We start from the raw sequence: 21,230 nt of genomic DNA on the forward strand, positions 1-21,230 counted from the left end.
TTCCCTTTCTAATACAGCGCTGTTTCTCTGCTATACTTATTGCGATATTCAACGGGCGAAAGCCCCGTGATCCGCCTGAAAGTTGTCCGGAAAGCCTTGGTATCTGTATAACCCACCTTGTACATCACCTCGTTCACATTCTCGCGCGAAGATTCCAGGCTAATTTTAGCCGCTTCAATTTTCACCCGCTGCATGTATTCGGCAATGGTGTTGGAAGTAGCTTTTTTAAAGCGCCTTTCGAGGTTCCTCCGCCCCACGGCAAGCATCAACGCCAGCTGGTCCACCGTAATTTTCTCCCCGAAATTCTGTTCAATATAGGTCTGGGCCATTCTTACCGGCTCGTCATCATGTTCCTTCTGGCCTTCAAAAATGATAAAGGGCGACTGGCTGCTCCTGTCGAATTCTATCTCCAGTACCTTGGCACATAATATCGCCAGATCGCGTCCCACATATTTTTCTACCAGGTATAGGAGCAGGTTCAAAAAAGAATAAGCGCCCCCGCTGGAATAAATGCCTTTTTCATCGGTAATGATCTTCTCGGCCACCAGGTTTACTTCCGGAAACATCTTCCGGAAAGGGGTGGCCGACATCCAGTGCGTTGCGCATTTCCGTCCTTTCAGTAAACCTGTAGATGCCAGTAAAAATGCGCCTACACATAAACTTGCCACCTCGGCACCCCCTTTATACTGACGGCTAATCCAGGGCAAAAAATCCTGGTTCAGGGCTATGGCTTTGGCCATATCCCCGCTTGGTGCCGGTATGATCACCAGATCGGTCTTCCCTGCATCTTTCAGCACAACACCAGGCTTAACCGTAAAAAGTCCGTCATACAATGCGCTGCTGTCATCCAGGCCAACCAGGTCAACCTTAAAAAACGGCGGCCTGCCCATTCCGGCCAGGAGCGTATTCACCGTATTGAATACTTTATAAGGGCCAACAATACTGCTCAGTACAGCTTCTCCGCGGGGTACAAGAATTGATATGTGCTTCATACCCAAAGTTAAGCTTAAGTAATGTCGCAATCAACCCCTTGTATTGCCGTATTCACACCCTATACCCCGGCTACAAAATTCAGCACTTCTATACTGGGCTCGGCTTCCAGGCCGCTTTCATCGCGCTGCTGCTGAAATGCCTTAAAAGATTCCATATCCAGAAATTGCTCCTGGGCGGTTTCAGTACTGTATAAAGAAATATGGGTAAAGGTCCTGCCATCCTCGCCCAGGTAAATGCTGTACCGCACATCAGCATTCCCAGACTCCTTAAGTTCATTGATAAATACGTTGATATTTGCTTTGTTCTGCTCTACAAAAGAGGATTTTACGGTGTAGGTTACTTTTACGCTTTTCATAATTGTTGTTTCTTCCCTATCAGACGAGCAGAAAAGGCGAAATGTGACAAAACCAGTAAAAAAAAATAATCATTTACGACAAAGAAGACTTCAGTCACGTACAATGAATTAAATGAACAAACTGAATACAGACAGCAAAACCTGCTTTTATTACTTTCGCTCCATGTTTGGCCAAACATAGGCGTAACCTGAAAAGCCTCAACAGAGTAAGGATTGAAATCTTATCTTATTCCTATTATGAAAAAATTAGAATTAAACAACCTTGAGGTTCAGGAACTGAACACAACAGAAATGACAAATGTTGAAGGTGGCGGCCTGCTTGACGGTTTGTTGGGCGGCGTTGGCGGCGGACTGTTAGGCGGTCTGGGTTTAGGTAACCTGACCGGCAGTCTGGGTGTGGTAACTACCCCGGTTAAAACCATCTTAAACGATACTTTCTCGTTCCTCAACAAACAGTTAAGCAATGTTCAGAGCTTAGTTAACGGCTTGTAAGAACTTAATCACAACCGTTATCCTGAAATCAGGATAACGGTTAATGTTTACCAGCCAGCAGATGTCAATCCCCCGCTACGCCACCGAAACCATTTCAGGCACAGCCCTGGCTTACCGCGCCAAAATCAGCAGGTCTTCCCAGCTGATCTACGTCGTAACCTTGGTAATGGTGCTGCTTATCTTAACCGCACTACCGCTCATCAAAACCCCCATCAGTGTAAAAAGCACCGGGTTAATGCAGTCGGCTGTCGAAAAATCAGAACTCATTGTACCCGTAAACGGACGCCTGATTGACCTGAAACTCAAAGACAATAAAAGGGTAAAGCAAGGTGAAACCCTGCTGATTATTGACGCGGCGCTGGCCAAACAGCAAGGTGCCATTGTACAGAACAGGCAGGGGCAGATCGGCCAGTTCCTTCAGGATATCCGCATGCTCCTCATCTACATGAACAGGAACGGGTATAGCTACCCGCAACTGCAAACCGGGCAATATACGGCCTCCTGGCAGCAGTTTGCCCAGGAACTGGAAAATGCACGGATCGTAAAAAACCAGGCCGAAAATACTTTCAGCCGCTATAACCGGCTTTTCCAGAACAAAGCCCTTACCGAATCAGAATACGAACACTACAAATTTGAACTGCGGCAGGCCGAATCTGCCTACCGTATGGTCATTACCAAATACAAAACACAATGGCAAACCGAAGCCAACAACCTGCGCAATGAACTGCAGCAGCTTGGCGGACAGCAGGTAGAGCTCAACGAGCAAAAAAAGCAGTACACACTTAAAGCGCCCATAGATGGTTCGATACAGAACCTGAGCGGTGTCCAGGTAGGCGCGTACCTGTTTGCCAATCAGAAAATCGCTGAAATATCGCCCGATGGCGGACTTACCGCCTTTTGTTATGTCAGGCCTTCAGACATCGGACTGATACGGAAGGGACAGCGGGTGCGCCTCCAGATCGATGCTTATAACTATAACCAATGGGGACTGGCAGAAGGCAAAGTACTCGACATCTCCGACGATATCATTATCGTGAACAACAACCAGCCCGTATTTAAGGTCAGGTGTGTCCTGAATAAAAATTACCTGGCACTCAAAAACGGCTATAAAGGTTACCTGAAAAAAGGGATGAGCTTTACCGCGCGCTTTACCGTAACCGAACGCAGCTTATACCAGCTGCTTTACGACAAGGTAGACGATTGGGTAAACCCTAACCTGGGTACAAAAATATAAAGGGCCCATGAGCAAAAATGTAAAACAACGCGACATTACTGATTGCGGGGCCGCATGCCTGGTCTCCGTTGCAGCACACCATAAACTAAACCTGCCCGTTGCCCGGATCAGGCAGTTGGCGGGAACAGATAAAAAAGGCACCACCGTGCTGGGCATAGTAGAAGCCGCCCAAAAACTTGGCTTTGAGGCCAAAGGGGTGAAAGGCAGCTTCGAAAGCCTGTTTAAAATACCAACACCTGCCATCGCACATGTGGTGGTCAAGGGCATCCTGCAGCATTTTGTGGTCATCGAAAAGGCCGATAAAAGGTTTATACACATCATGGACCCTATAGACGGACAAGTGCACCGCAAAAGCCATGAGGAATTTAAAGCAATCTGGACGGGGACCATGGTATTGCTGCTGCCTGCCGAACAATTTGAAACCGGCGACCAGGAGGTATCTGTACAAGGCCGTTTCTGGAACCTCATCAAACCCCATAAAAATGTCCTGGTGCAGGCCCTTTTTGGTGCAGTGGTATATACCATCCTGGGCCTGTCAACCTCCATATTCGTACAGAAGCTGGTCGATTTCGTATTGGTCGACAGCAACCGCAACCTGCTGAACCTGATGGGGCTCGCCATGGTCGTTATTCTTGTCCTGCAACTTTTCATTGGCACGGCAAAAACTGTTTTCACGCTAAAAACCGGGCAGATGATCGATGCCCAGCTCATACTGGGCTATTACAAACACCTGCTCAAACTGCCCCAGCAGTTTTTCGATACCATGCGCGTTGGTGAGATCATCTCCCGAATTAATGATGCGGTCAAAATCCGGGCATTTCTAAACGATGTCAGCATCAATTTCCTGGTCAATATCTTCATCGTGGTTTTTTCTTTCGTCATGATGTTTACCTATTACTGGAAACTGGCGCTCATTATGCTGTCTGTCATCCCGGTATACCTGGTCATTTACTTTTTCACCAACAGGCTCAACAAAAAGGCACAGCGAAAGCTAATGGAAGACTCTGCCGAGCTGGAATCGCAATTGGTGGAAAGCCTGAATTCCATTGGCACCATCAAGCGCTTCGGGCTGGAAGACCATGCCAATGAGAAAACCGAACTGCGCTTTGTTAAACTGCTTCAGACGGGATATACCTCCAACATAAACTCACTGTTATCCGGCACATCAGCCGAGCTAACCTCCCGTCTGCTAACCATCGTTCTGCTGTGGACCGGTGCCGGCTTTGTGCTCGAAAACATGCTTACCCCCGGCGAGCTGCTTTCCTTTTACACCCTGATCGGTTATTTTACCGGCCCGGTCTCTTCCCTTATTGGAATGAACAAAATTGTTCAGGATGCCATGATTGCGGCCGACAGGTTATTTGAGATCATGGACCTGGAGCGTGAAAACGACGAAAACCAGATCGAACTTAGCGCCGATAAAATCGGCGACATCCGTTTCGAGCATGTAGATTTCAGGTACGGTACCAGGCTCCATGTTTTTGAAGACCTGAGCCTGAGTATCCCCAATGGGAAATTCACAGCAATTGTTGGCGAAAGCGGCTCCGGAAAATCTACACTGATGGCCATACTTCAAAACATCTACCCCATTCAAAAGGGCAATGTGAGTATTGGCAAATACGATTTAAAATACATCAGCACGGCCTCCCTGCGTAAGGCAGTAGCCGTAGTACCTCAGCAAATTGATCTTTTTGCCGGAAATGTGATCGACAATATTGCCATTGGCGACTATGAGCCGGATATGCAAAAGATCCTTGATATTGCAGAACAGCTGGGCATTCTGGATTTCATAGAAACCCTTCCGGCCGGATTTCAGACTTACCTGGGCGAGAACGGAACCGCACTATCCGGCGGACAAAGGCAGCGCATAGCGATAGCCAGGGCTTTATACCGCAATCCTGAAATCCTGATCCTGGACGAGGCTACGTCCTCTCTGGATTCAGCATCAGAACAGTATGTACAACGGGCGATCGAACTTTTAAAAACCCGCAACAAAACCGTTATTGTCATTGCCCACCGTTTAAGCACCCTCAACAATGCAGATAAGATCATCGTACTGGATAAAGGCAGGGTGATCGAACAGGGAACGCATAATGAATTGCTGTACCTGCCGGGTTCAGCCTATGCTGCACTCTGGAAACTGCAGATGCCGCAGCTGCTGGTCAAAAACTAAATCAATTCAGCTGAATTACAGTGGGGAAGGCTGCCACCTCGCTTAAAAATTTTCCACTGGTTATCCAGTAATCGTCCAGTGATCGTCCAGTGATTGTCCAGTCTAAGCTGAATAATTACTGTTTAATTTTTAAACAATTAACAGTTGATTGTTGTTTTTTTAGGAACAGATGTGTCAGCTAAATTAAACTAATAAGTATGGGAATTTACAAAAACGGCCCACTAGGGCCATTCAAGGGCAAGATCGGCCCGCTTTTCGGTTATATTCTGCGAGGTAAAGGTGTCCTGCGGGCAGCACCTCACATTACCAAACCCCGATCCATTAAACAACTGGCTGTTCAGGAACGAATGGTTGTTTTGAGCCCGTTTTTAAACAGAATAAAAAAATACCTGGCGGTGGGCTTTGAACTTTCGGCCATTAAAAACGAAAACTCAGCCAACAATTCGGCAAAGTCCTACAACCTGAAACATGCCATTAAGGGAGTATACCCGGAACTGGAAATTGATTATCCCCAGGCCAGGCTTACAGAAGGCAGCCTTGAAATTCCGGAAAACGCAAGGGTTGAAGCTGTGGAAAACGGGTTTAAATTCAGCTGGGATTTTGATGAACTTGCTGAAAGGGGGCATTTCAACGATAAAACTATGCTGATGGCCTATTTCCCGGAATTGAAAGGGAGTGCTTACATGATCAGTGGGGCTGGAAGGCATCAACGCCAGGAAATTCTGGAAATAAACCCTGCTTTAAAGGGAAAAACAGCCGAGACCTATATCTCTTTTATAACAGACGACAGAAAATCCATTTCAAACAGCGTTTATACCGGCAGCATTACTTTTTAGCATGAATTCATTTTATTGAAAACCCTTTGCTTCTTTTTTCAGTTATTAAACTGATAAAAGATTGTCTGTATAATCAGCATAAATAGATGAAAGCAAATCCTTTTTTAATAGAACGGAACTTTAATGCTCCGATAAGCAAAGTTTGGGAGGCCATAACCGACACCGGTAAAATGAAGCACTGGTATTTTGACCTGGAAAAATTTAAACCGGAAGCAGGTTTCAATTTCCAGTTTCTTGCCGGCGATGACAAGAAAAAATACCTGCACATCTGTAAGGTTACCCAGGCAGAGGAAGGCAAGGTACTGGAATACAGCTGGAGTTATGACAATTATCCGGGGCAGTCCTGGGTAAAATTTGAATTGTTCGAAGCAGGCACAGGTACCAGGCTAAAACTTACCCATACCGGCATCGACAGCTTCCCTAAAGACGATCCTGCTTTTGCAAAAGAGAGTTTTGCAGCCGGCTGGACAGCCATTATCGGAACAAACTTAAAGAATTTCCTGGAGCAATAAATCGTTTAAACGCTTACATTGATGGCTTCCCAAAGCATATCTTTAAGCTGGGTGATCCCCTTTTGGGCTACAGAAGAAATAAAGATTGCAGGGATATTTTCAGGAAGTTCTTTTTTCATTTCTTCCATCAGTTCTTCATCCAGCATGTCTGATTTGGTAATGGCCAGCAGGTGCGGCTTTTGCATCAGCTCCGGATTGTAATCTTTCAGTTCCGATTTCAGGATTTCATATTCTGCTGCGATGCTCCGGTGCGTATCTGCAGGAACCATGAACAACAATACAGAATTGCGTTCTATATGGCGCAGAAACCGGTACCCCAGTCCCTTTCCTTTGGAAGCGCCTTCAATGATGCCGGGAATATCGGCCATAACGAACGATTTGCCGCCGCGGTAAGATACAATGCCCAGATTGGGTACCAGCGTGGTAAAAGGATAGTCTGCAATTTCAGGCTTGGCAGCAGAAAGCACCGACAACAGCGTAGATTTACCTGCATTTGGGAATCCTACCAGACCAACATCGGCCAGTACCTTAAGCTCCAGCACAACCCATTCTTCCCTGCCCGGCTCTCCGGGTTGGGCAAAGCGGGGTGTTTGCAGCGTAGGTGTTTTAAAATGCCAGTTGCCCAGTCCGCCACGCCCGCCAGGGGTAAGGATTTTGGTTTCCCCATCCTCGGTGATTTCAAAAATGGTGTGCCCGGTTTCGGCATCTTTGGCGATGGTACCCAGAGGTACTTCAAGGATTTCATCTTTACCCGATTTACCGGTTGATGTTCCGCTTGAACCAGGCTGCCCGTCGGGCGCAATAATATGTTTGCGGTATTTCAGGTGAAGCAGGGTCCAGAACTGGGAATTGCCCCTCAGGATGATGTGGCCACCGCGACCGCCGTCACCACCATCCGGACCGCCCGTGGCAGTCCGCACATCGCGGTGCAGGTGTGCAGAGCCTGCCCCTCCTTTACCGGAGCGGCAACATATCTTAACGTAATCTACAAAATTGGAACCCTGCGACATCGGTGGAATTAGTACTTATCTACTACTGCGCACAGATTGGCAAAGATATCTTCGATCTTACCGATCCCGTTTACCTTACTCAATTTCTGCTGTGCTTCGTAATAGGGCAAAACATGGATTGTTTTGTTGAAATATTCTTCAATACGTTTCTGCAGTTTATCGGCCTGGTCGTCTGCACGACCGGTTTCCAGCTGACGTTGTGCAATGCGTTTGGTCAGTTCTTCCTGGTCAACGTCCAATGCAATTACACCAGCTATGGCACTGCCTTTGCTTTCTAAAAACGCATCCAAAGCCTGCGCCTGCGGCACAGTACGAGGGAATCCATCAAATATAAATCCTTTGGCCTGTGGATTTCTATCCACTTCTTCCTCCAGCATAGCGATGGTGATTTCATCGGGTACCAGCTGTCCGTCGGCAATTAAAGCACTTACCTTTTGTCCAAGCGGAGTCTGGTTTTTAATGTGTGCCCTGAAAATGTCGCCTGTAGAGATGTGGAGCAATTGATATTTTTCAATCAATTTTTCAGATTGGGTGCCTTTGCCTGCACCCGGTGGGCCAAAGAGAACAAAATTCAACATTTGGGTTGTCTTTAAAGTTAAAAAGCCTTTAAGCATTGGCTTAAGGCCGTACAAATCAATTCATTATAACACTTCTATTTTCAATTCCCCCAGTCGAAAAAAAGAAAAAAAGCAGGTTAGTTTTGAGGCTGCAAATATATAACTATTAATTTATTATCTCCTTTTTTTTACAAAATACTCCCCTGCTGTCGCGTCTGAAGTTTTAAATATCTTAAGGCGCAATAATGGTAAACAGGTAAACTGCAAAAATTACCAGCAGTACAATACCCTGTAAAATATTGGTACGCCCGGTGGCCAGTGAAAGCATAATGGTAAACTGTGCCAGGAGCAGCAGTACGGTCGCTTTCATATCAATACCCAGGGTAATGCTCATGCCTGTAAAAATAGAAACAATAGCTACTGCCGGAATGGTTAAGCCAATACTGGCAAGGGCCGAGCCTAAAGCAAGGTTCAGGCTGGTCTGCAAGCGGTTCTTTTTAGCCGCCCTGTAAGCCGCAAGCCCTTCCGGCAGTAATACTACCGTAGCAATGATGATCCCTACCAATGATTTTGGTGCCCCAAAATTGACCACCGCATTTTCGATCTCAGGTGCAAGGGCCTTGGCCAGCAGCACAACTACCCCCAGGCACAGCAGCAACAAAAAGGTACTCAGCAAGGCCGTTTTGGTTGTTGGCGGCGCCGCATGGGTTTCTTCATTTCCATCTGCATCTGGTGGCAGGAAGAAATCACGGTGCCTGATGGTCTGCACCATCACGAAGGCACCATACAGCACCAGGCATATGACAGCTACAAAGATGAGCTGGGCCGAAGAATATTGCGGGCCCGGTGTAGTGGTGGTATAATTGGGCAGGATGAGTGTAAGTACCAGAATGGCCGTAAGCGTAACCAGTGCTGCACTTACACCGGGCAAACTAAATACCTGTTCTTTGAACCTGGCACCACCAGCCAGCAGACACAAACCAATGATCCCTGTCAGAATGATCATGACCGCGGCAAGGACGGTATCGCGGGCAAGTACAGCCACATCCGGCCCGCCTGTAAGCATGAGCGAAACAATCAGTGCCACCTCTATAATGGTGATGGCCAGTGCCAGGAGCAAAGTACCGAAAGGCTCACCTACCCTATGGGCAACAACCTCTGCATGATGTACCGCAGCAAGTACAGCGGCAATCAGCACGGCGGCAAGAAAAAAAGTATAAAAAATGCCCAGATCTAATGAGATTGCGAAATAGGCAAGCCATGCAATTACCGGGGCAATAATGGTCCATAAAGGCAGGGGTATTTTTTTTATCATCAGAAAGGGGGTTTAAGTAAAACTGGAAATCGCTCCAAACGCTGCAATTATTATGCTAAATATAACAACCAGACTGTAGCGTTTCATAAATTTTACACGTCTTAAGCTAAAAAAACCAAATGATCATGTATAAAATTGCTTACGTCCTGTTTTGCGCTATCGTATTTATTGCCTGCCATAAAAAAGAAGACCCTTCCGAATGTGAGCCAAGGATGTGTACTGAAGAATTCCGTTCACTGCTGATCAGCTTTACCGATAAAGATGGAAAAGGGGTTGCCGTGAAAGATTACAGCGTGATCAACATGAGCACCGGGGAACTGATCAAAACCCGGGTAGTGGCCAGCCTTACCCTCATTGCCGGAACCTTTGTGGTTATAGACGACACTCAGCGCAGTAAAGTATCAAGCGCAGGCGATGAACTGAAGATTACGGGTACTTACGAAGCCACCGGGCAGACCAAATCAGCTATTGTTAAAGTTTCAGGCGGAAAATGTGCCTGTCATATAGAGAAAATTTCAGGACCTGAAAAGATCGTTTTCGATTAACTGATCAACGTTTTTTGGGCAATACAACCACATTAAAAATAACCGGATTTAGCGGCACGTCATTTTTATCTGCAGCCACCGAATTAATGGCGTCCGCTACTTCCATTCCTTCCGTAATTTCGCCAAATATGGTATAATCGCCATCCAGATGCGGCGTACCCCCTGTTTTTTTATAAACCTCACGCTGCGCTGCCGGGATTTTCCGGTTCTTTTTCTTTTCCAGGGCATCCAGCTGGGCATCGCTCTGTTTTTTACCAGCCACCAGATAGATCTGTGTAAAATAGGAAGCCTTTTCAGGGTTATCGTCGCGCCCCGCACCTAAAGTCCCTTTTTTATGGAACAGGTTGGGTTTAAGCTCGGCAGGAAACCGGGGTGCCTGTTTTTTAGGGTCACGTTTTTCCCGGTTCAATATGGTATCGTCCAGCTCTCCGCCCTGACTTACAAAATCTTTGATCACCCTATTAAACAGGGCATTTTTATAGCTTCCTTTTTTCACTTCTTTCAGGAACATGTCCCTGTGCCTGGGCGTTTCATCATACAGCATTACGGTAATATTGCCTTTGTTGGTCACGAAACGCACTGAAGTGGATTGTGCGGAAAGCATTTGCGATAAGCACAATAAAGCAGGTAAAAAGAATAGCTTTTTCATAAGGGGTATGCGGTGTCGCTTTTAATTTCCGACATCACGAATGAAGTCTGGATGGTACTGATACTCGATAAGGTGGCCAGCTTCTCATTATAAAACAGGTTATAATCGTCCATGTCACGCGTTGCAATCCTCAGGATAAAATCAAATGCCCCCGTCATCTGAAAGCACTCCATTACTTCCTCGAATTTTGCGACTTCTTCTTTAAACTCTTTTAAGCACTCTTTGGTATGGGATTTCAGCAGCACCTGCGAAAATGCAATATGGCTCCTTTCTATTTTCCTATTGTCCAGCACGGCAACAACACGCTTGATATAGCCATTTTCTTTTAACCGCCTGATCCGTGCATGCGTTGTGGCTATGGATTTATTCACCTTGCCTGCTACTGCTTCATTGCTTTGAGCAGCATCTTTCTGCAAGATCTGTAGTATTTTGATGTCAACTTCATCTAAACCTGTAGCCATGAAAGTAGATTCTAAATTTTAACGTATCAAACAAATCTACGGAAAATCAGCACAGTCCCGGCAGATAATATGAAGGAATATTATACCGCTGAAACTTCCTTCTTTTGTAACAGTGATGCTGTAATCTCTACTGCCCTGGTAATTTCTGCCTCGGTAGTGTACTTACTGAAAGAAAAACGCAGGGTAGCACAGGCCCCGGCTTTACCAATTGCTTTCATCACGTGAGAACCGCCATCACCACTGGAACAGGCACTTCCGCCAGACACGCACACACCTTTCATATCAAACAGGGTTACCAGGAAATCGCTTTGCTCACTTAATGGGAAACAAACGCTCAATACGGTATATAGTGAATTTTCAGGATTGTTAAAAGAAACGCCCGGAACCGCTGCAGCCAGTTGTTTCCTCATCAGCTGATTCAGTTGCGCAATGTATTGGCTGTCCTGTGCGTAATTGGCTGTGGCCAGTTCAAGCGCTTTGGCAAATCCGATGATGCCAGAAACATTTTCTGTTCCTGCACGCAGTTTCCGCTCCTGCCCGCCTCCAAAAATCAAAGGATAGGCCTTGATCTCCTCACTCACATACAGCAAGCCTGTACCTTTAGGTCCGTGAAATTTATGTCCTGTTGCCGAAGCAAAATGTACTCCGCATTCTTTTAGATTGATGGGGTAGTGGCCAATGGTTTGCACACAATCGGAATGGAACAAGGCATCATTTGCCTTGCAAAGCTTGCCGACCAGAGAGATGTCGAGCAGGCTTCCAATTTCGTTATTGGCATGCATCAATGTCACAAGACACTTTTTACCCAGTTTGGATTGGGTGGAAAGCTGCATTTCCAGGTTCGCATAATCTACCTCACCACTTTCGGTAAGTTTCACATACGAAAATGTGATGTTTCTGCTGTGCGCATAATGCTCAACCGTATGGAGCACAGCATGGTGCTCAATAGGAGAAGTGATGATGTGTGTACAGCGCAGTTCGTTCACCGCCATGGCTATTGCCATGTTGTTGCTCTCGGTTCCTCCGCTGGTAAAAATCAATGTTGATGGTTTTACGCCCAATATCGTACCTATATTCTTTCTGGCTTCCTCGATGGCCGACTTAACGTTACGGCCCAGGGAATATGCCGAAGAGGGATTTCCAAAATGCTGCTGCATATAAGGCAACATGGCGTTTAAAACTTCGGCATCCAAAGCGGTAGTTGCAGCATTATCAAGGTAGATTGGTTGTTCCATATTTTTGCAAAAAGATTTTTTAACAAAAATCGCTGCAATTAAAAAAAACATCAATACTACAGCAGTATTCCGTAAATTATATGGAATTTTAACCAATCAGTAGCATAAATTCCAGAAACAGCGCTGCGTTTATGCGATTTAGCTGAAAATCTACGGGACATAATTACAAAGCGGCTTCAGATAAGCGGGTTAATTTGTCTGCTGCCTTTTGTTTAAGAGGGCTTCCAGGAGTTTAATGGCATAGCCGCCAACTACACTGCGCGCCTGAAACCCTACCTGTTTACCATTTGTCGTTTCATACCAGTCACTTAAAGGGACCCGGCTTGGCGACTCCAGGACAAACTTCTCAACTGGCTTTATAAAGCGCTCAAAATCCGCCTGGTTATCGGCCAGTGTTGCGGTCCACACGATCCAGTCAGATTTGGTATACGTTTTCCGGCTGTCTAAAGGCAAGCCGAAAGCATTTTGCTTTTCCAGGTAAAAATCGATTTCCTTTTTATAAACCGATTTTGGAAAAATATCCATTTTCAATAGTTTGTCCCATACCAGGTTATACTTTTGGCTCCAGGTGTTTTTCAGGTCGAATGTTAAGGCATAATGATCTCCGGCATCGGCCATTTCCATCCATTTTTTTGCCATTTCTTTAGCCATTGAACTGTACTTTGCCGCTGTTTCCCTTTCTCCCAGTTGCGCGGCAAGCATGCCATAGCCTCCCAAAGCAACAATTGCCTTTACCGATAAGTTCGTGTTCCGGGCAAGGTGGCCTGCAAAATCATCCGTACACAATTGGTTTGCAGGATCAAAACCATTTTTACTCAGGTAATCGGCCCATAGGGAAAGTGTTTTCCAGTGTTTTCTGGCGTAAGTGGCATTGCCCTCCACCCTGGCTATTGCGGCAGTAAGGATCAACATATTGCCAGCCTCTTCCACAGGCATATCTTCACCATATGTTTGTCCGTTAGCCAAAGGGTATGTGCCTAAATCGTGGGCAGGAAAGGGCTTTTTCCATTTTCCGCTTTCGCTGTAATAGAAGATCCCGTTTAACATTCCTTTTAGCAGACCAGTATTGTATACCAGGAACAACGGCGCCGATGGGTAGGTTACATCTACCGTATTGATAGAGCCATTGCTGAAGTTCTCTTTAGAGAGAAACAGGATTTCGCCCTGTGGACTTTCGACTAATTTATGTGCGGAAATGGCCTGGCGATAGGAAAGATCTGAAAGATCAGCATAGGCTTTGCCCCCGGCTTTTAGGTTTGCCGCATGGTATTGTTTATTGAAGGCACGGCATTTTTGTAAAACAGCTGCCTGTTCATTGACAGCCAGTGTCAATTGCCGGTCTATGGTCTGGTTGTTTTTCCGGTTCCACCAGGGTTTAAGGTTGGTGCCAAAATACTGAACAGATTCGATGTCATCGTAGCCGATCAGTACTGTTTTTTCTGTAGCTGCGGCACCCACGTTAAAAGGCATTACCGTGACCAGTGTTAAGTTTTTCCCTTTAGCCGGGCCAGTTGCGGCTTTTCCGTTTATAAAAGATGAGCGGGCGGCTGCCGATGAAGCCACATATTGTTTTCCGCTGTTCCGGGCCACCGCAATATGTAAGTAGCCCCAGTCGATACGTAGGTCATCACCTCTTTTTTGAAGTACGGGCTGTGCTGTGGTACCTGCTTTAAGTACGGAAAGTACCCCGTTCCTATAGCCCGATGCCGCTACTTCCTGAACCGGATTATTGGTAGCGATTGCTGTTGAGGCGCCAAAATAAACCTCTGCAGGGTGCTTTTTTCCATCATTGGCTTTCAGCTTAAACGACACGTAGGAAACAGGCCTGGCCAGCAGGTCCAGGTTATCCATCAGTAAAGGCGATGTGAAGGTCAGTTCGAGGTTGACCTTACCTGCGGTAAACTGATAAATGGTTTGTGTGGCATTTATGGTTACACTGTTTTGCCTGGCCTGGAGTACCTGCTTCCCTTCGGAGGCGGGCTTTTCAACCACTAACCCAACATCCAGCCATTGACCGCCCGCCGTATTTTTAATGTAGGCGGCGAGTACATTTTTGCCTTTTTTCAATGCACCCTTTGCTTTTTCATCAATGGGGATATCAATATACTTGCCGGTCCAGCAATTACAGCTGTAAACTTTAACTCCATTTAAGAACAGCTCAATGTTATCGTCATGATTGATCCTTAGGTTTAGGCCTTTAAGCTCAATATGATCAAGGTTAAACTCGCGACGCATCCAGAGCTGATCACTTTTCCATTGGGTTTTGGCCTCCCCATCACCAAAGGGTGCATTTCCGGTTTTCCAGTCTTTATCGTTATAATCTGCTTTTTCCCAACCGGCAGCGGGTGCGCTTTCTGTATATTTTGCAGTATAACGCTGATCTTCCGCTGTTGGCAACAGCACTTCAAAGTGTTTTTCCGCCGTACCTAAAAAGCTGTAAACCTTTCCCTCAACTTTAATCAGACCAGACAAGCCCTGGCTTGCACCTGTCCAGTGTTTTGTCGGGCTTGCATTCAGCTGATCGGAAAATGACCAGATGCTGAAATAAGGATCCTGCGTAACCAGCGGGTAGGCCGGCGCTTTGCGCTGCTGGGCAGATACGGCCAACGCTGTGGCCAGTAAGCCTAAGGAAAGCATAAACTGTCTCATTGTTTTTGTGTTAAGTATTTTCAGAAGGGTTCATTTTACCATTGAATCTGCTGATCTTCATTAGGTATCAGGGTGTTCAGATCGCGCTGCATAGACAAGGTACCCTCTACCCTATACTTGAGTCTTTGTCCGGGAATGGTGGTGTAATCCTCAAACTCGTAAGACAAATAAAGTGTGATATAAATGTGTTTCAGGTAGGGCAGTTTCGGGTCCCAGGCTTCATCCTTGGTGTAGTAGGATTGCGTTGCCCCTACCTTGAATTTGTTGTTCTGCGTGTTGTCGCTCCAGATTTCCAGTTTTTTCTTTTGAATGTCGATCTTCTCGTCTGTAAACCTGACAAATACCCTATAATTTTTGCGGTCCAGATAGTCGATGTCTCGGATTCCGGCGTAAAGAAAGACCGTTTTGTTATCCACTACATAAGCCCGATGGTTATTTAAAGTTAATGGCTCGGCATCCCCGTCAAGAAATATCTTATACAAAGTGCCCCCGTATTCACCAGAATAATCGTTAAATGGCGTAATACGCAGCATGGCCCTTCGATAGTTTTTGTTCGGGTTCGCTTTATAATCGTACGATGGATCGTCTAAAATCTGCAAGGGCAAAACCCATTTGTCGGACTGGTCCAGGTCACCCATCGTAAAATCGATAGGCAATGTGACCGTACTTTGCCCCTCAGGGACGGTGACCGTTTGGGGCAGGTTGTAATATTTGCTGTCCAATTGCCGGAAATAGAGTTCCTGACGATGGCCGTATTGCTCCTGGTTTAACCTGGCCAGGGTATCCGGATCCAGGCCGATGTGGACGGTACGGCTTTTGTTGTTTGTTGTGGAACCGCTCATGATCACCGGGAGTTCGAAGCGTACTTTTCCATCGGGACTGTAACGCAGGTAAGTCCAGGTTACCCCTTGAGCGCCAGGAATTGCTTTAAATGAGGCCATTTGGCTAAACTGCTCCTCTTTCCATTCATCTTTACAGGAAACAAAGCCCAGGGCTGTTGTCATCACTAAAAATAATAGATATATGTTCTTTTTCATAATGCTAAGTATAGGTTATTCAGGGTTTGTCCAGCCCGGGTTTTGTGTCAGATACTTGTTGCGTTTCAATTCATCAAAATGAATTGGCCAAAACCACATTTTAAGTGTAAAAATGGAAGGCAGTGAAGGGGTCTCCACCGGTGTATGGAAAAGGTCTGCCTGAGCCTTGGTGGCATAAGAATTATATCCGTAAACAGGAGCAGACTCCTCTGCAGGGGCATCCGTCCAACGACGCAAATCAAAATAACGGTGTCCTTCGGCAAATAGCTCAATCTGGCGTTCTCTTTTTAATTTTATACGGAATTTTCGCTGATCAGCATATACGTCGTTTGTATAGTCAGCTAAGCCAGCACGGATACGAATGGGTTGGATTCCCTGTTTCATCTCCCCTACATTACGTGATATAGCGTGTGTTTTACTGCCGTCCCAGGAAGGGATATTATAAGATCCATTCAATTCATTTAAAGCTTCAGCATAAATCAGCAGTATTTCCGCATAGCGGATGGCGGGATCAACTTTCTGTTTCATCCGGCTCTGATCGTAGGGGGTAACGGTCACATTACTGATGTCATCCGGGTGTACATACTTCTTTATACCAATTCCCGTCCGTGTCCAGTATGTGGTATTTTTATAGCCATTAGGGTCTCCCCGATAATAAAATATCTGTACATTTCTTTTTTCATCTCTTGTTATATCTGCGTTCAGGAAATTCCAGGTAGCACCATTATAGGAAACCGAAGCATAAAAGCGAGGCTCACGCTTTGCGAACTGTTTACTTACATCTACACCCAAGGGACCCAATTCAGGGTAATTGGTCAATTCTGCTGCTTTCACAAAACCTGTTGTACGCTTCTGTGTATTGTAGCGATCCTGATAGCCCTGTCTCCCTGCATACATGTCATTCATTCCCGGTATATCACTACCATCATTCATGTAATAGGCATCGATCTGCTTTTGTGTCATGCCATGTGAATTGTAGCCCTTACCTTCCAGACGCGGCAACTGGTGCAGCACCATCACATTAATACCTTCACCGCCCTGGTTCTGGCCGCGGGTAAAGATCAGTTCCGGGTTCTGATAAGCAGGAACGGTTCCATTAAATAATGCCCGATAGGATTCAAAAGGGTCGATGTTTCTCCAGCCTCCTGGCCAGTTGTTGTTAGAAAAATTATTGTCGGCAGGAGGCGTTACAGTTACCGGATAGGCTGCATCACCGGTTTCCTTTTTGTAAGCCACATACAACTGGTATTGCCCCAGGTCCATGACATCTTTTGCTGCCGCAGCAGCTTTTGCCCATCTGGATTCATCATATGTTGGGGAAAGCAGTGGTTTACCTTCCTTATCAACCATTGCTGCCGCTACCTCTGCCGGGGCTTTTCCATTGGCTAAAGGGCTTGCCGCATACAGCAGTACTTTGGCGCGAAGCGCCAAAGCAGCACCACGGGTAGGCCTGGCAATCTCCTGTATCCCCTGCTGAAGCGGAAGCGCCTTCGCTGCTTCCACAAGTTCGTTAGACAAATAAGTAGCACATTCTTCATAGGAATTTCGTGGTTGTGCGATTTCATCATACTCTTTTGTATAATCAATGCCTTCATCAGGTACGATGGGCACCGGGCCATAGGTCCTTAATAATATCCAATAGTAATAAGCTCTTAGAAACCTTGCCTGCGCCTTGAGGTTTGCAATTTCCGCTGCGTTAAACTCTTTATTGATATCGATATTGTTCAGGAAAATAGAAGCCTGCCGAATTCCCTGGTAGGCCAGGACCCATATTGTTTTGCTTTCGCCATCCAAACCGTTTTCAGTATACTGACCATTTTTCCATCGCTTATATTCATCATTTTCATCCCCATAAAACATGTCATCTGCAAAATTAAAGGGCACGGCTTTCTTACTGCTTACATCCTGCAAATGGTTACTGCTCAGAAAGGAATAAGCCCTTGCCAACCACCTGTTTGCATAGTCGGTATTGGTAAAAACGTCCGTTGTGGTCATTCGTTCATCAAATAGATAGTCCGAATCGAGGTATTTTTTACATCCGCCAATTATTACAACAGACGCTATAAGGATTGAAATTATAGCTATTTTTTTCATATTCTTTTTCTTATAGATTAACTGATAATCCCAATGAAAACGTTTTACTTAGCGGATAAACTTTTCCATTCGGGTTTCCTAATTCCGGGTCCCAAAGCTCGAATTCTGAAAAGGTCAGCAGATTTGTGCCTACGAAAAACAACCGGGCATTACTCAGCCGCATTTTATTGACAAAAGTCTTTGGAAAAGAATACCCAATATCCAGGGTTTTCAAACGCATATACGCCCCGTTTTTGAGCCAGAATGTGGACCTCCTGTAATTGTTCGAATTTGCACCATAGGTCAGACGGGGATATTCAGCATTTGGGTCTTCATTCTTGCCCAGGATCCAGCGGTTGCTGTTGGCCAGCGCATTCAGTACATTGCCCCATCCATCACCACCCTGAAACATATAAACAGAACTGCCATCGATAAAATAACTTGATTTCCCTACTCCCTGAAAATGCACATTGACATCTATTCCTTTCCAGCGGGCAGCGAGGCCAAATCCATAGGTCAGATTAGGCCTGGTTGTTGCCCCAATCGCAACAATATCATTATTGTCTACCTGACCATCTCCATTGATATCTTTGTATTTGATATCGCCAGGCATGACTTCACCAAATGTTTGCAGGGCACTGTTCCTGATGTCATCGTAGTCTTTAAACAGTCCTAAAGCAACCAGGCCCCGGGCCTGGTTTATCCGGTGCCCCTCCTCCAGTTTATATCCGTAGATGGTATTTTCTTCGTCTCTTTCGAGGATTTCATTTTTACTGAAAGTGATGTTGCCACGCAGCGTAAAATCTATTCCATACAGCTTTTGATTGAACGAAAAATTACCGTCAATCCCCTCTGCTTTTACTTCACCTACATTCGCAGATGGGTTACTTTCCAGACCTACAAATCCTGGAAGGAAATTACGGCCCATGTAGATTCCTTCACGACGCTCGCGAAAGAAATCTATGGCCCCGCTGAACCGGTCCTTGAAAAAGGAGTAGTCGATACCCAGATCTTGTTTAGTTGCAATTTCCCAGGTAACATTAGGTGATGCTATTGAGGAATAACGGATACCATCCCAAAGATTTGTAGACTCATAATCGCCGAAGTTATACCCGCCACCGGTCATTTGTTCAATGGTATAGAGGTAAGGGAACCTGATATCGCCCATATTGTCGTTTCCTGTTCTTCCATACGAATAGCGGAGTTTGAACATGTTCACCCATCCTAATTTTTTAACCAGGGGCTCCTCTCCAATGTTCCATGCACCCGATATGGCCGGAAAAAACCCAAACCTGTAATCTTTATGGAAATTCTCTGAACCGGTATATCCGAAATTGAAATCAATAAAGTACCGGTAGTTCCAGTTGTAATTTACACGTCCGGCCATGCCCTGGTTGCGACGGGCTATTCCATTTTTAAGGTCGGTTCCAATGTTCTGGGTAAATACTTTGGAAGCTTGCGTGTATTTTGCCACTGCTCCGAAATGGTGGTTCCCCAAATCTTTATTGTAATAAAGGTCCCACTCAAAAAAGTCTCTTCGGTCTCCGTCTGAACCAGCCGATTGCGTCATTTTTTGTTCTTCTGCTACGCGTGTAAATACAAGTGCGCCATCTGTGTTGCGGTACCGGCTTGCGTTCCACAATTCCGGGCGTTTAAAGCGCTTCACCCAATTGTTGTTATAGGTATCATACCCGTACCTTCCGATAAAACTAAGTCCTTTGGTAATAAAATCCAGTTTTTGCTCCAGGTTTAATGTGGTCTGGATGTTATTGGTCCAGCTTTCATTGTAACCGGTCATTGTCCCCTGCACCCAGGGGTTGAGGTTGTCATTTTTCCCTGTCCACGACGGTATTTTTCCATCTGAATACCGCATCGGCATCATGATAGGATTATATCCCATCAGCGAGGTCCAGATGGCATCAGTCCCTACTCCGGGATCATTCTGTTTTCGCAACGAGCCGGAAACGCCTACCCTCAGCAAGGTAGACCTGGTAATGTCCATATCTACGCTCAAACGATAGGTATATTTTTTGAAATCTGTATTGGTATTGTAGTCACCCAAAGCCTCGTCTACCTTATACATGCCCTGCTGGTTCTGGTAGCTCCCCGATACATAATACCGGGCTGTTTTTCCTCCTCCGCTTAAATTCAGCAGGCTACGTTGACTTTTTGCCCCGCCCCGCAGCAAAACGTCCATCCAATCCACATTGGGAAACATATCCGGATCCAGTCCCAGGCGCAGTATTTCCATTTCAGACGCAGAATAAAGCGGTTGCTGGTTACGGGTAACCTTAGCCTCGTTGGCAAGCGATGCATAGGTATATCCATCTACAAAATCGGGAAGTTTTGTTGCTGTGCTGTAAAATCCCTCAACCTTGGCATTGATATCGACCTTCCCTTCTTTTCCGCGCTTGGTCGTAATCAATATTACCCCATTGGCACCCCTGCTACCATAAATAGCCGTTGCAGAAGCATCTTTTAATACGGAAAAGGAGGCTACATCTTCTACATTGATTTCATTCATATCACGCTCAAAGCCGTCTATCAACACCAGGGCAGAACTATTGGCCCCAAAAGTGGAGATGCTGCGGATCCAAAATTCAGACACACTGCCCGGCCTCCCCGACGTCTGCATCGCCTGAATGCCTGGTACAACTCCAGCCAGTGCGTCGGCCATGGAAGTAGAAGGATTCGACTTGAGCCGTTCCACATCTACTGTAGTAATCGCACCGGTTACGGCTATCCTTTTCACCGTACCGGTAGAAGTAACTACGACTTCATTCAGTTTGCTGGCATCTGTTTCTTTCATGGTCACATTAATGACCCTTTGCTCTTTCACCAATACCTCTTTCTTTTCATACCCGATATAGGTAAAGATCAGGGTTTGGAAGGGCCGCATCCTGATGCTGTATTTTCCGTCTGTAACTGTCGTAGTCCCCAATCCGGGCATATTACTTACGGATATGCTTACCCCGACAAGGGGTAGCTTTTGTTCGTCGAGAACAACTCCTTTCACGATCACCTCTTCCTGCGCCAGCGCAGTAAAGAAAATCCCAAGCAGCGCCATGCCTGTTAGTAAAATAAATTTCATCATTTATATCGTG

Annotated in this window: 18 protein-coding genes; 6 read left to right on the top strand and 12 right to left on the bottom strand. The window is 45.9% G+C overall.

Translation table 11 applies throughout. From position 1 onward, the window contains the following. Positions 1 to 8: 8 nt before the first annotated feature. Positions 9 to 992: a GlxA family transcriptional regulator gene (locus B9A91_RS04645; protein ID WP_084237236.1), complete on the bottom strand. Its 984-nt coding sequence runs from the start codon at positions 990 to 992 to the stop codon at positions 9 to 11. Between the two features lie 59 nt (positions 993 to 1,051). Continuing rightward, entirely contained in the window at positions 1,052 to 1,348 is a 297-nt protein-coding gene (locus B9A91_RS04650) for a hypothetical protein (RefSeq protein ID WP_084237237.1), read from the bottom strand. 237 nt (positions 1,349 to 1,585) lie between these two features. Here B9A91_RS04650 and B9A91_RS04655 point away from each other — a divergent pair, with 237 nt between their 5' ends. The 5 genes from B9A91_RS04655 to B9A91_RS04675 all read left to right on the top strand — a co-directional run bounded on the left by B9A91_RS04655 (position 1,586) and on the right by B9A91_RS04675 (position 6,595). After that, positions 1,586 to 1,840: a hypothetical protein gene (locus tag B9A91_RS04655; RefSeq protein ID WP_084237238.1), complete on the top strand. Its 255-nt coding sequence runs from the start codon at positions 1,586 to 1,588 to the stop codon at positions 1,838 to 1,840. A 61-nt stretch (positions 1,841 to 1,901) separates the two neighbouring features. Next, on the top strand, positions 1,902 to 3,074 hold the full coding sequence (locus B9A91_RS04660; RefSeq protein WP_084239574.1) for an HlyD family secretion protein: 1,173 nt from the start codon (positions 1,902 to 1,904) through the stop codon (positions 3,072 to 3,074). A 7-nt stretch (positions 3,075 to 3,081) separates the two neighbouring features. Continuing rightward, a complete protein-coding gene (locus tag B9A91_RS04665; protein WP_084237239.1) occupies positions 3,082 to 5,247 on the top strand; it encodes a peptidase domain-containing ABC transporter in 2,166 nt (721 codons plus the stop codon). Positions 5,248 to 5,444: 197 nt separating this feature from the next. After that, a complete protein-coding gene (locus B9A91_RS04670; RefSeq protein WP_084237240.1) occupies positions 5,445 to 6,083 on the top strand; it encodes a DUF6266 family protein in 639 nt (212 codons plus the stop codon). Positions 6,084 to 6,169: 86 nt separating this feature from the next. Then, positions 6,170 to 6,595: an SRPBCC family protein gene (locus tag B9A91_RS04675; RefSeq protein ID WP_084237241.1), complete on the top strand. Its 426-nt coding sequence runs from the start codon at positions 6,170 to 6,172 to the stop codon at positions 6,593 to 6,595. A gap of 5 nt (positions 6,596 to 6,600) precedes the next feature. Here B9A91_RS04675 and obgE read toward each other — a convergent pair whose 3' ends face one another. The 3 genes from obgE to B9A91_RS04690 all read right to left on the bottom strand — a co-directional run bounded on the left by obgE (position 6,601) and on the right by B9A91_RS04690 (position 9,477). Then, on the bottom strand, positions 6,601 to 7,605 hold the full coding sequence (gene obgE, locus B9A91_RS04680) for a GTPase ObgE (protein WP_084237242.1): 1,005 nt from the start codon (positions 7,603 to 7,605) through the stop codon (positions 6,601 to 6,603). A gap of 8 nt (positions 7,606 to 7,613) precedes the next feature. Continuing rightward, the gene (locus tag B9A91_RS04685) at positions 7,614 to 8,183 is read right to left on the bottom strand and encodes an adenylate kinase (protein ID WP_084239575.1); all 570 of its coding nucleotides are present in this window, start codon (positions 8,181 to 8,183) and stop codon (positions 7,614 to 7,616) included. Between the two features lie 211 nt (positions 8,184 to 8,394). Further along, positions 8,395 to 9,477, bottom strand: coding sequence for a calcium:cation antiporter (locus tag B9A91_RS04690; protein WP_084237243.1), 1,083 nt, complete (start codon positions 9,475 to 9,477; stop codon positions 8,395 to 8,397). 125 nt (positions 9,478 to 9,602) lie between these two features. Here B9A91_RS04690 and B9A91_RS04695 point away from each other — a divergent pair, with 125 nt between their 5' ends. Continuing rightward, the gene (locus B9A91_RS04695) at positions 9,603 to 10,022 is read left to right on the top strand and encodes a hypothetical protein (protein WP_144008855.1); all 420 of its coding nucleotides are present in this window, start codon (positions 9,603 to 9,605) and stop codon (positions 10,020 to 10,022) included. A 4-nt stretch (positions 10,023 to 10,026) separates the two neighbouring features. Here the strand turns inward: B9A91_RS04695 and B9A91_RS04700 are convergent, their stop codons facing one another. The 7 genes from B9A91_RS04700 to B9A91_RS04730 form a co-directional block, all read right to left on the bottom strand. Further along, positions 10,027 to 10,671 (bottom strand): peptidylprolyl isomerase, encoded by a 645-nt coding sequence (locus B9A91_RS04700; RefSeq protein WP_084237245.1) that lies wholly within the window; start codon positions 10,669 to 10,671, stop codon positions 10,027 to 10,029. Then, positions 10,668 to 11,132 carry an Lrp/AsnC family transcriptional regulator gene (locus B9A91_RS04705; protein WP_084237246.1) on the bottom strand — a complete coding sequence of 155 codons (465 nt, stop codon included), beginning with the start codon at positions 11,130 to 11,132 and terminating at the stop codon, positions 10,668 to 10,670. Before B9A91_RS04705 ends, B9A91_RS04700 begins: the two co-directional genes overlap by 4 nt. 80 nt (positions 11,133 to 11,212) lie before the next feature. Continuing rightward, positions 11,213 to 12,367: a cysteine desulfurase family protein gene (locus B9A91_RS04710; protein WP_084239576.1), complete on the bottom strand. Its 1,155-nt coding sequence runs from the start codon at positions 12,365 to 12,367 to the stop codon at positions 11,213 to 11,215. A 189-nt stretch (positions 12,368 to 12,556) separates the two neighbouring features. After that, positions 12,557 to 15,016 (bottom strand): glutaminase family protein, encoded by a 2,460-nt coding sequence (locus B9A91_RS04715; protein WP_084237247.1) that lies wholly within the window; start codon positions 15,014 to 15,016, stop codon positions 12,557 to 12,559. Between the two features lie 35 nt (positions 15,017 to 15,051). Further along, on the bottom strand, positions 15,052 to 16,053 hold the full coding sequence (locus tag B9A91_RS04720) for a DUF4973 domain-containing protein (RefSeq protein WP_084237248.1): 1,002 nt from the start codon (positions 16,051 to 16,053) through the stop codon (positions 15,052 to 15,054). Positions 16,054 to 16,068: 15 nt separating this feature from the next. Beyond that, entirely contained in the window at positions 16,069 to 18,147 is a 2,079-nt protein-coding gene (locus tag B9A91_RS04725; protein WP_084237249.1) for a RagB/SusD family nutrient uptake outer membrane protein, read from the bottom strand. A 10-nt stretch (positions 18,148 to 18,157) separates the two neighbouring features. Beyond that, on the bottom strand, positions 18,158 to 21,220 hold the full coding sequence (locus B9A91_RS04730; RefSeq protein WP_084237250.1) for a SusC/RagA family TonB-linked outer membrane protein: 3,063 nt from the start codon (positions 21,218 to 21,220) through the stop codon (positions 18,158 to 18,160). Positions 21,221 to 21,230: the final 10 nt, after the last annotated feature.

The organism is Pedobacter africanus (assembly GCF_900176535.1).
In the GTDB taxonomy this organism is placed as follows: domain Bacteria; phylum Bacteroidota; class Bacteroidia; order Sphingobacteriales; family Sphingobacteriaceae; genus Pedobacter; species Pedobacter africanus.

Excerpts from the sequence above, each read along its gene's own strand:
- B9A91_RS04645 (WP_084237236.1), bottom strand. The coding sequence starts at position 992 with ATGAAGCACATATCAATTCTTGTACCCCGCGGAGAAGCTGTACTGAGC.
- B9A91_RS04650 (WP_084237237.1), bottom strand. The coding sequence starts at position 1,348 with ATGAAAAGCGTAAAAGTAACCTACACCGTAAAATCCTCTTTTGTAGAG.
- B9A91_RS04655 (WP_084237238.1), top strand. The coding sequence starts at position 1,586 with ATGAAAAAATTAGAATTAAACAACCTTGAGGTTCAGGAACTGAACACA.
- B9A91_RS04660 (WP_084239574.1), top strand. The coding sequence starts at position 1,902 with ATGTCAATCCCCCGCTACGCCACCGAAACCATTTCAGGCACAGCCCTG.
- B9A91_RS04665 (WP_084237239.1), top strand. The coding sequence starts at position 3,082 with ATGAGCAAAAATGTAAAACAACGCGACATTACTGATTGCGGGGCCGCA.
- B9A91_RS04670 (WP_084237240.1), top strand. The coding sequence starts at position 5,445 with ATGGGAATTTACAAAAACGGCCCACTAGGGCCATTCAAGGGCAAGATC.
- B9A91_RS04675 (WP_084237241.1), top strand. The coding sequence starts at position 6,170 with ATGAAAGCAAATCCTTTTTTAATAGAACGGAACTTTAATGCTCCGATA.
- obgE (WP_084237242.1), bottom strand. The coding sequence starts at position 7,605 with ATGTCGCAGGGTTCCAATTTTGTAGATTACGTTAAGATATGTTGCCGC.
- B9A91_RS04685 (WP_084239575.1), bottom strand. The coding sequence starts at position 8,183 with ATGTTGAATTTTGTTCTCTTTGGCCCACCGGGTGCAGGCAAAGGCACC.
- B9A91_RS04690 (WP_084237243.1), bottom strand. The coding sequence starts at position 9,477 with ATGATAAAAAAAATACCCCTGCCTTTATGGACCATTATTGCCCCGGTA.
- B9A91_RS04695 (WP_144008855.1), top strand. The coding sequence starts at position 9,603 with ATGTATAAAATTGCTTACGTCCTGTTTTGCGCTATCGTATTTATTGCC.
- B9A91_RS04700 (WP_084237245.1), bottom strand. The coding sequence starts at position 10,671 with ATGAAAAAGCTATTCTTTTTACCTGCTTTATTGTGCTTATCGCAAATG.
- B9A91_RS04705 (WP_084237246.1), bottom strand. The coding sequence starts at position 11,132 with ATGGCTACAGGTTTAGATGAAGTTGACATCAAAATACTACAGATCTTG.
- B9A91_RS04710 (WP_084239576.1), bottom strand. The coding sequence starts at position 12,367 with ATGGAACAACCAATCTACCTTGATAATGCTGCAACTACCGCTTTGGAT.
- B9A91_RS04715 (WP_084237247.1), bottom strand. The coding sequence starts at position 15,016 with ATGAGACAGTTTATGCTTTCCTTAGGCTTACTGGCCACAGCGTTGGCC.
- B9A91_RS04720 (WP_084237248.1), bottom strand. The coding sequence starts at position 16,053 with ATGAAAAAGAACATATATCTATTATTTTTAGTGATGACAACAGCCCTG.
- B9A91_RS04725 (WP_084237249.1), bottom strand. The coding sequence starts at position 18,147 with ATGAAAAAAATAGCTATAATTTCAATCCTTATAGCGTCTGTTGTAATA.
- B9A91_RS04730 (WP_084237250.1), bottom strand. The coding sequence starts at position 21,220 with ATGATGAAATTTATTTTACTAACAGGCATGGCGCTGCTTGGGATTTTC.